At 71.5% G+C, this 11,687-nt stretch carries 12 protein-coding genes; 3 read left to right on the top strand and 9 right to left on the bottom strand.

The genetic code is table 11. The features are described 5' to 3' along the window. Positions 1-75 precede the first annotated feature (75 nt). Positions 76-450, top strand: a complete 375-nt coding sequence (locus tag ADK64_RS22755) for an RNA polymerase-binding protein RbpA (RefSeq protein WP_003977404.1) — start codon at positions 76-78, stop codon at positions 448-450. Between the two features lie 81 nt (positions 451-531). On the opposite strand, the gene fxsA is transcribed toward ADK64_RS22755, so the two are convergent. From fxsA to ADK64_RS22735, 4 genes are all read right to left on the bottom strand, one after another. Then, the gene (gene fxsA, locus ADK64_RS22750) at positions 532-1,083 is read right to left on the bottom strand and encodes an FxsA family membrane protein (RefSeq protein ID WP_053661696.1); all 552 of its coding nucleotides are present in this window, start codon (positions 1,081-1,083) and stop codon (positions 532-534) included. 69 nt (positions 1,084-1,152) lie between these two features. Continuing rightward, positions 1,153-1,947 carry a polyprenol monophosphomannose synthase gene (locus tag ADK64_RS22745; RefSeq protein WP_053661695.1) on the bottom strand — a complete coding sequence of 265 codons (795 nt, stop codon included), beginning with the start codon at positions 1,945-1,947 and terminating at the stop codon, positions 1,153-1,155. A gap of 560 nt (positions 1,948-2,507) precedes the next feature. Continuing rightward, positions 2,508-4,115: an amidohydrolase gene (locus tag ADK64_RS22740; RefSeq protein WP_053661694.1), complete on the bottom strand. Its 1,608-nt coding sequence runs from the start codon at positions 4,113-4,115 to the stop codon at positions 2,508-2,510. A gap of 145 nt (positions 4,116-4,260) precedes the next feature. Next, complete coding sequence (locus ADK64_RS22735) at positions 4,261-4,701, bottom strand: Lrp/AsnC family transcriptional regulator (RefSeq protein WP_053661693.1); 441 nt, start codon at positions 4,699-4,701, stop codon at positions 4,261-4,263. A gap of 244 nt (positions 4,702-4,945) precedes the next feature. Here ADK64_RS22735 and ADK64_RS22730 point away from each other — a divergent pair, with 244 nt between their 5' ends. Further along, positions 4,946-5,377 (top strand): hypothetical protein, encoded by a 432-nt coding sequence (locus tag ADK64_RS22730; RefSeq protein ID WP_053661692.1) that lies wholly within the window; start codon positions 4,946-4,948, stop codon positions 5,375-5,377. Positions 5,378-5,390: 13 nt separating this feature from the next. Here ADK64_RS22730 and ADK64_RS22725 read toward each other — a convergent pair whose 3' ends face one another. The 3 genes from ADK64_RS22725 to ADK64_RS22715 all read right to left on the bottom strand — a co-directional run bounded on the left by ADK64_RS22725 (position 5,391) and on the right by ADK64_RS22715 (position 9,111). Continuing rightward, positions 5,391-6,482 (bottom strand): phosphotransferase family protein, encoded by a 1,092-nt coding sequence (locus ADK64_RS22725; protein WP_053661691.1) that lies wholly within the window; start codon positions 6,480-6,482, stop codon positions 5,391-5,393. 11 nt (positions 6,483-6,493) lie between these two features. Further along, positions 6,494-7,594 (bottom strand): hypothetical protein, encoded by a 1,101-nt coding sequence (locus ADK64_RS22720; RefSeq protein WP_053661734.1) that lies wholly within the window; start codon positions 7,592-7,594, stop codon positions 6,494-6,496. Between the two features lie 344 nt (positions 7,595-7,938). After that, positions 7,939-9,111, bottom strand: coding sequence for an acyl-CoA dehydrogenase family protein (locus tag ADK64_RS22715; RefSeq protein ID WP_053661690.1), 1,173 nt, complete (start codon positions 9,109-9,111; stop codon positions 7,939-7,941). A gap of 332 nt (positions 9,112-9,443) precedes the next feature. On the opposite strand from ADK64_RS22715, the gene ADK64_RS22710 reads away from it, so the two are divergent. Then, positions 9,444-10,697 (top strand): glycoside hydrolase family 18 protein, encoded by a 1,254-nt coding sequence (locus tag ADK64_RS22710; protein ID WP_053661689.1) that lies wholly within the window; start codon positions 9,444-9,446, stop codon positions 10,695-10,697. 56 nt (positions 10,698-10,753) lie between these two features. Here ADK64_RS22710 and ADK64_RS22705 read toward each other — a convergent pair whose 3' ends face one another. Both ADK64_RS22705 and ADK64_RS45160 read right to left on the bottom strand, forming a co-directional pair. Continuing rightward, on the bottom strand, positions 10,754-11,413 hold the full coding sequence (locus ADK64_RS22705) for a TetR/AcrR family transcriptional regulator (protein ID WP_053661688.1): 660 nt from the start codon (positions 11,411-11,413) through the stop codon (positions 10,754-10,756). 81 nt (positions 11,414-11,494) lie between these two features. Then, on the bottom strand, positions 11,495-11,644 hold the full coding sequence (locus ADK64_RS45160; protein WP_107093056.1) for an SCO1431 family membrane protein: 150 nt from the start codon (positions 11,642-11,644) through the stop codon (positions 11,495-11,497). Between the last annotated feature and the right edge of the window lie 43 nt (positions 11,645-11,687).

Raw genomic sequence — 11,687 nt, 5'->3', positions numbered from 1 at the left:
GCCGACCGGACGTTGACCGGATGACGACGACAGCGACACCTGTCCTGTGGGCGACAAGCCCGGGAGGCACGATTCATGAGTGAGCGAGCTCTTCGCGGTACGCGCCTCGTGGTGACCAGCTACGAGACGGACCGCGGTATCGACCTGGCCCCGCGCCAGGCCGTGGAGTACGCATGTGAGAAGGGGCATCGCTTCGAGATGCCCTTCTCGGTCGAGGCGGAGATTCCGCCGGAGTGGGAGTGCAAGGTCTGCGGGGCCCAGGCACTCCTCGTGGACGGCGACGGCCCTGAAGAGAAGAAGGCCAAGCCCGCGCGTACCCACTGGGACATGCTGATGGAGCGGCGCACCCGTGAGGAACTCGAAGAGGTCCTCGAGGAGCGCCTGGCGGTTCTGCGCTCGGGGGCGATGAACATCGCGGTTCACCCTCGGGACAGCCGTAAGTCCGCATAGCACCGCATACGAGTACACCGCGGGCGCCGTACGTGAATCCCACGTACGGCGCCCGCGGTTTTGTACGGGTTCGGGAGGCGCTCAGCGCGTCAGCGGCGGATACTGCCCGCCCGGCTCGGGCCGGTCCTCGCGGATGACCTCGCCCTGCACGACCTTGCCGTCGGGGCGGTGCATACGGGCCTGCTGGAAGGCGTCGCCCAGGCTGCCCGGGGTCGCCGTGCGCAACCGCTTCTCCAGGGCGTTCTCCGCGAAGCGGCTCACGGCCTTCTGGACCGGGGGCAGGAGCAGCAGGAGACCCGCCACGTCGGACACCATGCCGGGGATCATCAGCAGCAGGCCGCCGAGCATCATCAGGCCGTTGCCACCACCGCGCTCCGGGGAGCCGCCCTGCTGAAGGGCCTCGTTGAGGCTCTGGAAGGCGCGGCGGCCGGCCCGCTTGATGACCACGGAACCGGCGACGAAGCCCGCGACGAGCAGCAGGAACACGGTGAGACCGCCGGCCGCGCCCGCGACCAGGGTCAGCAGCCAGATCTCCAGCACCAGCCACGCGGCGATCCCCAGCGGCAGATACCTGCGCAGCCTGGACCGCCGGGGCCGGGTCGTGTACGGAGAGGTCGGAGCGCCAGTCGTCATACTCCCAGTGTGCCTGGCGCCGGCTCAGCACGGGATAAGGGGTTGATCAGCCGCGGCCTGTGCCTGCCGTCAGGCCGGCTTGCCCTTGCCCTTCAGCTTGGCGATGCGGTCCCCGGCACCCCAGGCGGTGACCCGCCACAGCGCCTCGACGAGGATGTTCTTGCTCATCTTCGAGTCGCCGAGTTCGCGCTCGACGAACGTGATCGGCACCTCGACGACGTGGAAACCGGCCTTGACCGCACGGCGGGCCAGGTCGACCTGGAAGCAGTAGCCCTGCGAGGCGACCTCGCCCAGGCCCAGACCTTCGAGCGTCTCGCGCCGGAAGGCCCGGTAGCCGCCGGTGATGTCGCGCAGCGGCAGGTCGAGGGCAATGCGGGAGTAGAGGCTGCCGCCACGGGAGATGAACTCGCGGGACTTGGGCCAGTTGACCACCCGGCCGCCGGGCACCCAGCGGGAGCCGAGCACCAGGTCGGCGCTCTTGAGGGCGGTGAGCAGCCGGGGCAGTTCCTCGGGCTGGTGGGAGCCGTCGGCGTCCATCTCGATCAGCACGCCGTAGTCGTGCTCCATGCCCCAGCGGAAGCCCGCGAGGTAGGCGGCGCCGAGGCCTTCCTTGCCCTTGCGGTGCATGACCTGGACGTGATCGTCGGAGGCGGCCAGTTCGTCGGCGAGCTTGCCCGTGCCATCAGGGCTGTTGTCGTCCGCGATCAGTACGTGCGCCTCGGGGACGGCCTTGCGCACCCGGCCGACGATGGTCTTGATGTTCTCCGCCTCGTTGTAGGTCGGAATGATCACCAAGGCCGTGCCGAGCGGCCCGAACTGCCTCCCCTGGCCCTTGGCCTCGAGGGTCCCGTCGCCGTCGTTCACTGCTGCCCCTTCTGGTCGTACACAGGGGTCCCACCATAGTGGTCGCGGCCTGGCAAGACGCGCCGACATCGTTCGTATGGGGGTGTCGATTCCACAAGAGCGGGGTAAGAACGCGTTTTTCGGCACCTTTCCGCCACGCGTCCGGTACCTTTCCGCCACGGCGGATGGGGGCCCGGCGCCCTTCGGGCCGACCTGGGACCCGCTGGCTGCGGATCGACCGAAAGCCGTTGTCTACTGAGCACCCGGGCCCCACCCGGGTCACACCTTGCCGACCGGCCGGAACGTTCCCTCGCCGGCGCGGGCGCTGAGCCTGGCTCCCAGTGGCGGTGCCCCGCTGCGGCACACCGTCCCTGACCCAGCGGCGCTGCGACGAGTCACGTGAACGCTCCCCGGTCGGGCGTCCGGTGGTGGACTCGAACGAACCTACCGGCCCCCGGGCGCCGACTGTCAACAGCCCTCTGACCAGCTACGACGGTCCGGATGCCGGGTCTGCCCGGGAGGATGCGCAGGTCGGGCGGCGCGGCGGCGGCGAGCGGCCGGCGCCGCGCCACCCCCGTAGATCACTCGCCCGGCCCTACGAACACCGTCCGTCCGCCCACCACCGTGCGCAGGCAGACCGGCAGGGCGCGGCCCGGGGTGAGGTCGGGCAGGCCCGGGGTGCCGGAGCGCGGGTCGGTCGACCAGCGGGCCACCCGGTCGTCGGGAGCCTGGACGACCAGCTCGTCGGTGCGCCAGACCGCGTAGTCGGCGGGGGCTCCGGGCACCAGGACGCCCGCGTCGTCCCGGCCGACGGCCCGCCAGCCGCCGCGCGTGTGCGCCGTGAACGCGGCGCGCACGGAGACCCGGTGCTCGGACGTGTGGTGGAACGCGGCGGCGCGGACGGTGCCCCAGGGGTCGAGCGGGGTGACCGGGCTGTCCGAGCCGAAGGCGAGCGGCACGCCGGCCCGCAGCAGGGCCGCGTAGGGGTTGAGGGTGCGGGCCCGCTCGGCGCCCAGCCGTCGGGCGTACATGCCGTCCTCGCCGCCCCACAGCGCGTCGAAGGCGGGCTGCACGGAGGCGATCAGGCCCAGTTCGGCAAAGCCGGCGACGGTCTCCGGGGTGAGCATCTCGGCGTGTTCGACGCGGTGGCGGGCGGCGCGGATCCGGGCGAGGCCGAGTTTCTCGGCGGCGGCGCGCACGCCGTCCACCACGGCGGTCAGGGCGGCGTCGCCGATGGCGTGGAAGCCGGCCTGCAGACCCGCCTCGGTGCAGGCGACGACGTGGGCGGCGACCGCCTCGGCGTCCAGGTAGGCGGTGCCCGAGTGGGCGGCGTCGGCGTACGGCTCATGCAGGCAGGCGGTGTGCGAGCCGAGGGCCCCGTCGGCGAAGAGGTCGCCCGCGGCGCCGACGGCGCCCAGCTCACGCGCCCTCTCGGCATTCTGCTCGGCCCAGTAGCCGACGACCCGCGGGCCCGGCAGTTCCGCGGCGAGCGCGAGCAGGCCGGTGAAGTCGTCCTCGGAGGAGATGTTCGGGCCCCCGCACTCGTGGACCGAGCCGATACCGAGGGAGGCCGCGTGCACCAGGGCGGTGCGCTGGGCCTCGGTGCGCTGGGCCGGGGTGATGGCGGCGAGCGCGGCCTGGCGTACGGCGTGGTGGTCGTCCTTGGTGAGCGGGGCGTCCGTGCCCGGGACGTCGCCGGGTACCAGGTCCAGCAGGGCGGTGGTGACGACCGCCGAGTGCACGTCGATGCGGGAGAGGTACAGCGGGCGGCCGCCGGTGGCCGCGTCGAGTTCGGCGCGCGTCGGCGGGCGGCCGCCGGGCCAGCGGGCGGCGTCCCAGCCGTGGCCCAGCAGGACGCGGTCGTCCGGGCGGGCGACCGCGAACGCGCGGACCGAGGCGAGGGCGGCCTCCAGGGACGGCGCGCCGGAGAGGTCGAGGCCGGTCAGGGCGAGGCCCGTGGCGGTGGTGTGCACATGGGCATCCGTGAAGGCCGGGGTCACCAGGGCGCCGTCGAGGTCGACCACCTCGTCCACCCCGTCGGCGAAGGCGTCGGCCGCGCCCTCGGAGCCGACCCAGGCGACTTGGCCGGCCTCGACGACCATCGCTGTCGCGAACGGGTCCGCGGGGCTGTGCACCTCGCCGCGGCGCAGGAGGACGGTCTTGGGGGGCTCGGCGGTGCGGTTGCTCATAGCCGACAGTTTCTCCTGCCGACCGGGCCCGGCCGCACCTGGGGCGTGTCGAAGCCGTGCCCGCGGCGGGGGCGCCGCACGGCAGTCGGCAGGCAGCGCGCGCCGACAGCGGGCTGCGCACGGCAGGCCGTGCGAGGGTGAGTCGTCAGACCTTCGGCGGGCGTGCCTCGTACGGTGTCGACAGCACGACCGTCGTCCGGGTGGAGACCCCTGCCAGGCTGCGCAGCCTGGCCAGCAGTTCCTCCAGTTCGTGCGGGGTGGCCACGCGGACCTTGAGGATGTAGTTCTCGTCGCCGGCGACGCTGTGACAGGCCTCGATCTCGGGGACGCCGGCGAGGCGGTCCGCGATGTCGTCGGGCGCGCTGGGGTCGAACGGTTTCACCGAGATGAAGGCGGTGAGCGGCAGCCCGACGGCCTCGGGGTCGACCACCGCGGCATAGCCGCGGATGACGCCACGCTGTTCCAGCCGTCGCACCCGCTGGTGCACGGCCGACGTGGACAGGCCCGTGGCCTTGCCCAGGTCTGTGTAGCTCATCCGCCCGTCCTTGACGAGCAGCTGCACGATCTGTCGGTCCAGCTCCTCCATGGCGCCAAAACCTACAGTGCGCTTGATCTCCTGGGATAGCCGAGAGCGCAGGTCATAGCCGGTTCGATACAAAAAGCGCCGCGAAGCGCCCACAATGCGCACCTGCGTGTGGCATGTGACGAACGCCACACAGCTCGAACGGGCTCCGTGATGTTCTCGTGATTACCTCCGAGACCGGACGGGAAGTGCTTGGTGTGGTCGAGGCCGCAGCGCCTTCACGGCGCAGCCTTAGGGGGAGAATCCCATGCAGAGTGTCCATCGCCCTGGACGTCCCACGTCCAAGCCCCAGCCGGTCGTCGAGCCCGAGCCGGAGGGCGTCGAACCCGACGCCCTCGACGAGGAACTGGACGCCTACGACACCTTCGAGATGTACCGGGTGATCTGCCCGGACTGCGCGCAGCCGATCGCGCTGCTGGCGGACGAGGAGATCCTGCCGGAGCACGCGCTGTGCGTCTCGCCGTGGAACCCGTTCGGGCTCACGGTCTGTGCGGGTACGGGCCGGGTGGCGGCCGACGCCCGCCCCGCCGACGAGTCCGTGGAGCCGCAGGAGCAGGACACCGCCCTGCTCCTGACGCTCCCTCAGGGCCTCGACTGGCGCACGCAGCCCTTCTCGCACGTCGGCGGCCCGGGCTCGCGCCCGATGCGCGTGCCGGCGATGCGCGGCCAGGCCGCCTGAGTCGCCCCGCCGCTCACACGTACGTGCCCTGCACCATGGCGCGCAGGCTGTCGTGGTGCAGGATCAGCGTGTCCGGGTCCGCCGGGACGGCGACCTCCCCGAAGTACGCCTGGCGATAGGCGATGCGCAGCATGACGATCGCGTGCCGCAGGGCGGCGTACAGGACGTAGAAGTCCATGTCCCGCGGGGTGTGCCCGGTCAGCCGCGCGTAGCGGGCCTCGACCCGGTCACGGCGCAGGAGTTCGGGCAGGCCGCGCTGACCGGAGGCGACCGTGAGGTCGTGGAAGAAACGGTGCAGGTAGACCGTCCAGCCGAGGTCGACCTCGCGCGGGGCGAGCGCCGCCATCTCCCAGTCGAGGACGGCGACGGGCTCGAAGCCGTCGTAGACGACGTTCCCGATACGTGCGTCGCCCCAGGTGAGGACGGGTTCGCCGGGCTCGCTCGGCCACAGTTGCTCCAGCCGGTCGAAGGCGGCCTCGATGAGCGGTGAGCGGGCGAGGCCGCCGATCACCCAGGTGTAGTAGGCGCGTTGGGCCGACACATGTCGGCGTAGGGCGTCCCCGTCGCCGGGCAGGGAAAGGAAACCGGCTTCGCCGACCGGGACTTGGTCGTGCAGCCGGGCCAGCAGCCCGATCGTGGCCGCTTCCAGCCGCGCCCGCTCCGCCTCGCTCGCCGCGTGCAGCCAGCTGCCCTCGTAGGTGTACGGCATGACGTCGGGGGGCACGCGGCCGGTGACCCGTTCCATGACGAAGAACGGCGCTCCGAGCGGCTGCGGGTCCTCCTGAAGCCAGAGCACGCGCGGAACGGGAACATCGCTGTGGTCGGCCACCAGCCGCAGGGTGCGGTACTGACGGGCCATGTCGTACTCCGGGAAGACGGTGTACGCCGACGGGTCCGCCGCCAGCCGCAACGCGCAGGCGCGCAGGGGTGGTTGAGGATGTTCGATGTCGAACAGCAGGGTCTCGCTGGACATGCCGTTGGAGGCCGGGACGGTGACACCGGTGACCTTGGCGCCGGGCAGCCGGTCGCCGAGCCAGACCGTGAGGCGCCGGCCGAGTTCCTCGGGGTCGCGCGTGGTGGTGCGGGGGCGTGGTGCCGTGGCCATCTCGTCCTCCCTCACGGTGCGACCGAGTCGAAGCCGGTGAAGCCGCTCGGGTCGTGCCGGCCGAACGAACCGTGCTCGAAGATGCCGTGACCGGTCCGCCCGTCCAGCCGGAAGCGGGCGGAGTGGTCGGTGACGCCGTAGGCGGCGAGCGGCTGGGGCAGGGTCAGGTCGTAGGTACGGCGGTCCGACCAGCCCGGTCCCCGCCAGGTCCCGTGCTGCCAGTCGTCGGCGGGCGGGTAGCCGGCCCCCACGGCGAGCGGCGACGAGGCCAGGATCTCCGCCTCCAGTTCGAGCGGCTTGCGCGGATCGCCCATGTGGATGAGGGCGCGCTCGGGGTGACGGCTGCCGGAGCGGTAGGCGATCTCGGCCTGGGGCCAGCCCAGTTGGCGGTCGCGGTGGCCGGGGCGGACCAGGGTGGCGTCGTTCAGGGAGCGGTAGCCGTCGGCGTCCTCCTGGATGACGACCATCAGGAAGCGGTCCTCGAAACGGACCGGGCACCAGATCCAGTGGAAGCCCTCGGTGGGGTGGCCCTCGGCGAGCGGCCCGCCGTCCTCGCCCGGGATCGGCCGCACGCCCCAGCTGCGGTCCCGGGTCCCGGTCCAGCCCTGCGGGGTGACCTGGAACTCCGCTCCCTGGGCCCGGATCACGCCCTGTGCCGTGCCCGCCTGGACGAAGCGGCGGCCCTCCAGGGTGAGCCGGTCGCCCCGGCGCTGGAGGTGGTGCGGCTCCCACAGGGCCGGGAAGGCGGCGGTCCAGGTGATGTCGTAGCCGAGCTGTTCGTCCTCGCAGACCAGGCGCAGCCGGCGCAGCGGTTCGGCGACCTCGATGCGCAGCGGGCCGACGGCGAGCCGCATCCGGTCCTCACCGAGAGCGTCCGAGGCACGGACGGCGTGCAGGGTGTCCCCGGTGCGCAGGGTGGCGTAGGCGTCGATCACGCCCAGGTTGGGGTAGACGCCGAGGCCGAGGATGAGCAGGGCACGGCCGGCATGATCGAAGACGTGAAAGATACAGCGGTCGTAGGCGTTGCGGTCCCCGGTCGCCACATGCTTCATGGACAGCGGCACCTGGTGCACCGGGTACTCGTCGAGCGGTACCGGTCGGTCGTCGGCCACGGACACACCCCCTGGTGGACAGTCCGCTGACGGTACGTCAGACCGTGGGAGGAGACCAGGGGCGGAGCGGGACATGCGTGAACTGACGCCCGATTCCGCCGGAGGGTGACCTGTCCGGCTGATCCCGCGTTGCCCAGGCATGACCCTCTTGTACGCGGCCACCGGGCGTCAGCGCCGCATCTTCGTCCCGCGCCCCGCGGAACCGGTTCCGCCGCCCGTGCCGCAGGATCCGCCCATCTACCGCGCTCTGCTGCGGGCCTGGGCGGACGGGGGCCGCACCCTGCCGGGCCGCCACGACCCGGAGTGGGTCCAACTGGCGGCCCCGACGGTCCTCAGGGGGCAGTTCAGCGACCCTCGGGTCCCGCCACGTGACGGGCGATGACCATGCGCTGGATCTGGTTGGTGCCCTCGACGATCTGCAGGACCTTGGCCTCGCGCATATAGCGCTCGGCCGGGAAGTCGGCGGTGTAGCCGTAGCCGCCGAGTATCTGTACGGCGTCCGTGGTGACCTTCATGGCCGTGTCCGTGCAGTGCAGCTTGGCCATGGCGGCCTGCTTGGCGAACGGCTTGCCCGCGTCGCGCAGCCGGGCCGCCGCGAGGTAGAGCGCGCGGCCGGCCTCGATCTGGGTGGCCATGTCGGCGATCATGAAGCGCAGGCCCTGGAAGTCGGCGATGGGGTGGCCGAACTGACTGCGCTGGGTGGCATAACCGACCGCCTCGTCCAGCGCGGCCTGGGCGAGGCCTATCGCGCAGGCGGCGATGCCGAGGCGTCCGGAGTCGAGGGCGGACAGCGCGATGAAGAAGCCCTGGCCCTCCTCGCCGAGGCGCCGGTCGTCGCCGACCCGGACGCCGTCGAGGTGGACCTGCGCCGTGGGCGAGCCCTTCATGCCCATCTTCTTCTCGGGCACGGCTCCGCTCAGGCCTGGGGCGTCACCCGGGACCAGGAAGGCGGTGATGCCGCGCGGGCCGTCCTCGCCCGTGCGGGCCATCACGGTGTAGAAGTCGGCGATCCCGCCGTGCGTGATCCAGGCCTTGGTCCCGTCGAGCACCCAGCCGTCGCCGTCCCGGACCGCCTTGGTACGCAGGGAGGCGGCATCCGAACCGGAGGACGGCTCGGAGAGGCAGTAGGCGCCGAGCAGGCCGCCGCCGAGCATCGCGGGCAGGTGCTCGACCTGCTGTTGCTTGGTGCCGTAGGTGGCGAGCGCGTAGCAGGCGAGCGTGTGCACGCTGACGCCGAGGCCCACGGTGAGCCGGGCCGTGGCCAGCTCCTCCAGCACCTGGAGGTAGACCTCGTAGGGCTGGTCGCCGCCGCCGTACCCGGAGTCGTACGGCAGACCGAGCAGGCCGGACTCGGAGAGCAGGGTGAAGACCTCACGCGGGAAGCGTCCCGCGTCCTCCTCCTCCGCGGCCTTCGGCGCGATCTCGCGCTGGGCGATCTCGCGGACGAGGGACAGCAGGTCCCTCGCCTCTTCCGTGGGCAGTTGACGCTCCACGGGCTGCGGGTCGCGGTCGGACATGGCGTCGGTCTCCTCCCTGTTCGGGCACGGGCGGGTGGCCCGTGGGATGGGGGCGGCTCCGCCTGATCGTTCCGGTGGGCCACAGGCGGCAGCTCCCGGGTCCCGGAAGCTGCTGACCAGCGGCTGCGCTGTGAGTATGCCCGATCAGGGACCTCGCGTCACCAGTTAACGACCGCTTACTTCAGGAACCCGGCCGGAACGTCCCGCACCCCTGAAATTGGTCCGAACCATTGACGTAGTGGTCTAGTCCTCCTACGGTGCATGACCAACGCTTTGCCGCGTTCATGCCAATCGGCACGCGTTCCCCTCTCCCCCACGAGGAGACACCCGATATGCACACTCCCCACCGTTCCCGGCACCGCTCCCGGCTCCGGGCACTCGTCGCCGCCGCGTGTACCGCCGTCCTCGGCGCGGGTCTGCTGGCCGGCGCGGGCAGCGCGACCGCGGCCGCCCCGGCCGCCCCCGCCTCTCCCCAGGTCCAGGCCGGCTCGAAGGTCGTCGGCTACTTCACCGAATGGGGCACCTACGACCGCAAGTACTACGCCAAGAACATCGAGACCTCCGGCTCCGCCGCCAAGCTCACCCACATCAACTACGCCTTCGGCAACGTCACCGGCGGCAAGTGCGCGATGGGCGACTCGTACGCGGCCACCGACCGCGCCTACACCGCCGCCGAATCCGTCGACGGTGTCGCCGACACCTGGGACCAGCCGCTGCGGGGCAACTTCAACCAGTTGCTGAAGCTGAAGAAGAAGCACCCGGGCCTGAAGATCCTCTGGTCCTTCGGCGGCTGGACCTGGTCCAGCGGCTTCGGGGAGGCCGCGAAGAACCCGGCCGCGTTCGCCCAGTCCTGCTACGACCTGGTGAAGAACCCCAAGTGGGCGGGGCTGTTCGACGGTATCGACATCGACTGGGAGTACCCGAACGCGTGCGGCAACAGCTGCGACACCAGCGGGCGGGAGGCCTTCAAGAACCTGGTGGCGGCGCTGCGTTCGAAGTTCGGCAGTGGTTCGCTGGTGACCGCCGCGATCACCGCGGACGCGAGCAGTGGCGGCAAGATCGACGCGGCGGACTACGCGGGCGCGGCCCAGTACGTCGACTGGTACAACCCGATGACGTACGACTTCTTCGGCGCCTGGGACGCGGCCGGCCCGACCGCCCCGCACTCCCCGCTGACGTCCTACCCGGGCATCCCGAAGGCGGACTTCAACACCTCGGCGACGATCGCCAAGCTCAAGGGCCTCGGCATCCCGGCCGCGAAGCTGCTGCTCGGCATCGGCTTCTACGGCCGCGGCTGGACCGGCGTCACGCAGGCGGCGCCGGGCGGCACGGCGACGGGCCCGGCGGCGGGGACGTACGAGCAGGGCATCGACGACTACAAGGTGCTCAGGACCAAGTGCCCGGCGACCGGCACCGTGGGCGGCACGGCCTACGCCAAGTGCGGGAGCGACTGGTGGAGTTACGACACCCCGGCCACCATCGGCACGAAGATGACGTACAAGAACCAGCAGGGCCTCGGCGGCACCTTCTTCTGGGAGCTGAGCGGCGACACCGCGAACGGTGAGCTGATCAAGGCCATCAACTAGCCCCTGACCGGGGGGACTCGGGAGCGGAGGACCACGCGCCTCCGCTCCCCCGTGCGTCAGGCGTCGCGGCGGGCCGGCTGCGGGGCGGGGTAGGCCGGGTCCAGCTCCTCGACGGCGCGCAGGGCTCCGCCGAGTGTCTTCACGAGCAGTTCGCGCATGGTCTCGCGGGACAGCGACAGCTCGGGATGGTCGATCCAGTCCAGGGTCGCGCCCTCGACGCTGCACACCCAGGCGAGCAGGCTCATCCGGGCCAGCGGGGAGATGTCCCGGCGGCCGTAGGCACCTTCGGCGATGGTCGCGACGATCGCCTCGCGCACGCCGTCCCGGATGCCGTGCACCTCGGTGTCGAAGCCGACGCCACCGCTGACTATGGTGCGGTAGGCGGCCTGGTGATGCTCGGCGTAGCGCAGATAGCTGTCGACGGTGCGGTGGACGCGGTCCACCGCGGCCAGTTCGAGTCCGCTCGCGGCGAAGGTGACCAGGTCGGCGACGGAGTCCTGGATGATCGCCAGGTAGTAGCCGCGCTTGGACTGGAAGTAGTAGTAGATCAGCCCCTTGGCGACATGCGCCTGACGGGCGATGTCGTCCATGGACAGCGCGTCGTAGGACGTGTCGGCGAACAACTTCCGCCCGATGGCGATGAGTTCGGCGCGGCGCGCCACCGAGCGCTCGGTGCCGCGCACCCGGGGACGGGCGGCGGCACGCTGGTGCGGCATAGTCAATTTCGACCCTGTTCCAGGCGGTCGGCGGGACCTCCGCAGTATGTCAGAACATGCCGTACGTGTGAGCGGATCGGTTCAGAGCAGGCCGAGCTGGGTCACGAGCATCGCGACCACCACGACGAGGACCCAGCCCAGGACGTGCTCGGCGATCTTCGGGCCGTCCTCCTGGGGCCCGCCGGTGCGGGCGCGGACGCGGGTGGCGGTGACCGGGTGTGCTGTATCCATTTGTCCACCTTGCCACCCGTGACGGCGTTTGCGGTGATGAGCT

The organism is Streptomyces sp. MMG1121, from assembly GCF_001280015.1.
Taxonomy (GTDB): Bacteria; Actinomycetota; Actinomycetes; order Streptomycetales; family Streptomycetaceae; genus Streptomyces.
The sequence above is the reverse complement of the archived record's forward strand: the minus strand, read 5'-3'. Positions and strand labels throughout refer to the sequence as shown.

Excerpts from the sequence above, each read along its gene's own strand:
- ADK64_RS22735 (WP_053661693.1), bottom strand. The coding sequence starts at position 4,701 with ATGGAGGAGCTGGACCGACAGATCGTGCAGCTGCTCGTCAAGGACGGG.
- ADK64_RS22705 (WP_053661688.1), bottom strand. The coding sequence starts at position 11,413 with ATGCCGCACCAGCGTGCCGCCGCCCGTCCCCGGGTGCGCGGCACCGAG.
- ADK64_RS45160 (WP_107093056.1), bottom strand. The coding sequence starts at position 11,644 with ATGGATACAGCACACCCGGTCACCGCCACCCGCGTCCGCGCCCGCACC.
- ADK64_RS22730 (WP_053661692.1), top strand. The coding sequence starts at position 4,946 with ATGCAGAGTGTCCATCGCCCTGGACGTCCCACGTCCAAGCCCCAGCCG.
- fxsA (WP_053661696.1), bottom strand. The coding sequence starts at position 1,083 with ATGACGACTGGCGCTCCGACCTCTCCGTACACGACCCGGCCCCGGCGG.
- ADK64_RS22740 (WP_053661694.1), bottom strand. The coding sequence starts at position 4,115 with ATGAGCAACCGCACCGCCGAGCCCCCCAAGACCGTCCTCCTGCGCCGC.
- ADK64_RS22755 (WP_003977404.1), top strand. The coding sequence starts at position 76 with ATGAGTGAGCGAGCTCTTCGCGGTACGCGCCTCGTGGTGACCAGCTAC.
- ADK64_RS22710 (WP_053661689.1), top strand. The coding sequence starts at position 9,444 with ATGCACACTCCCCACCGTTCCCGGCACCGCTCCCGGCTCCGGGCACTC.
- ADK64_RS22725 (WP_053661691.1), bottom strand. The coding sequence starts at position 6,482 with ATGGCCACGGCACCACGCCCCCGCACCACCACGCGCGACCCCGAGGAA.
- ADK64_RS22715 (WP_053661690.1), bottom strand. The coding sequence starts at position 9,111 with ATGTCCGACCGCGACCCGCAGCCCGTGGAGCGTCAACTGCCCACGGAA.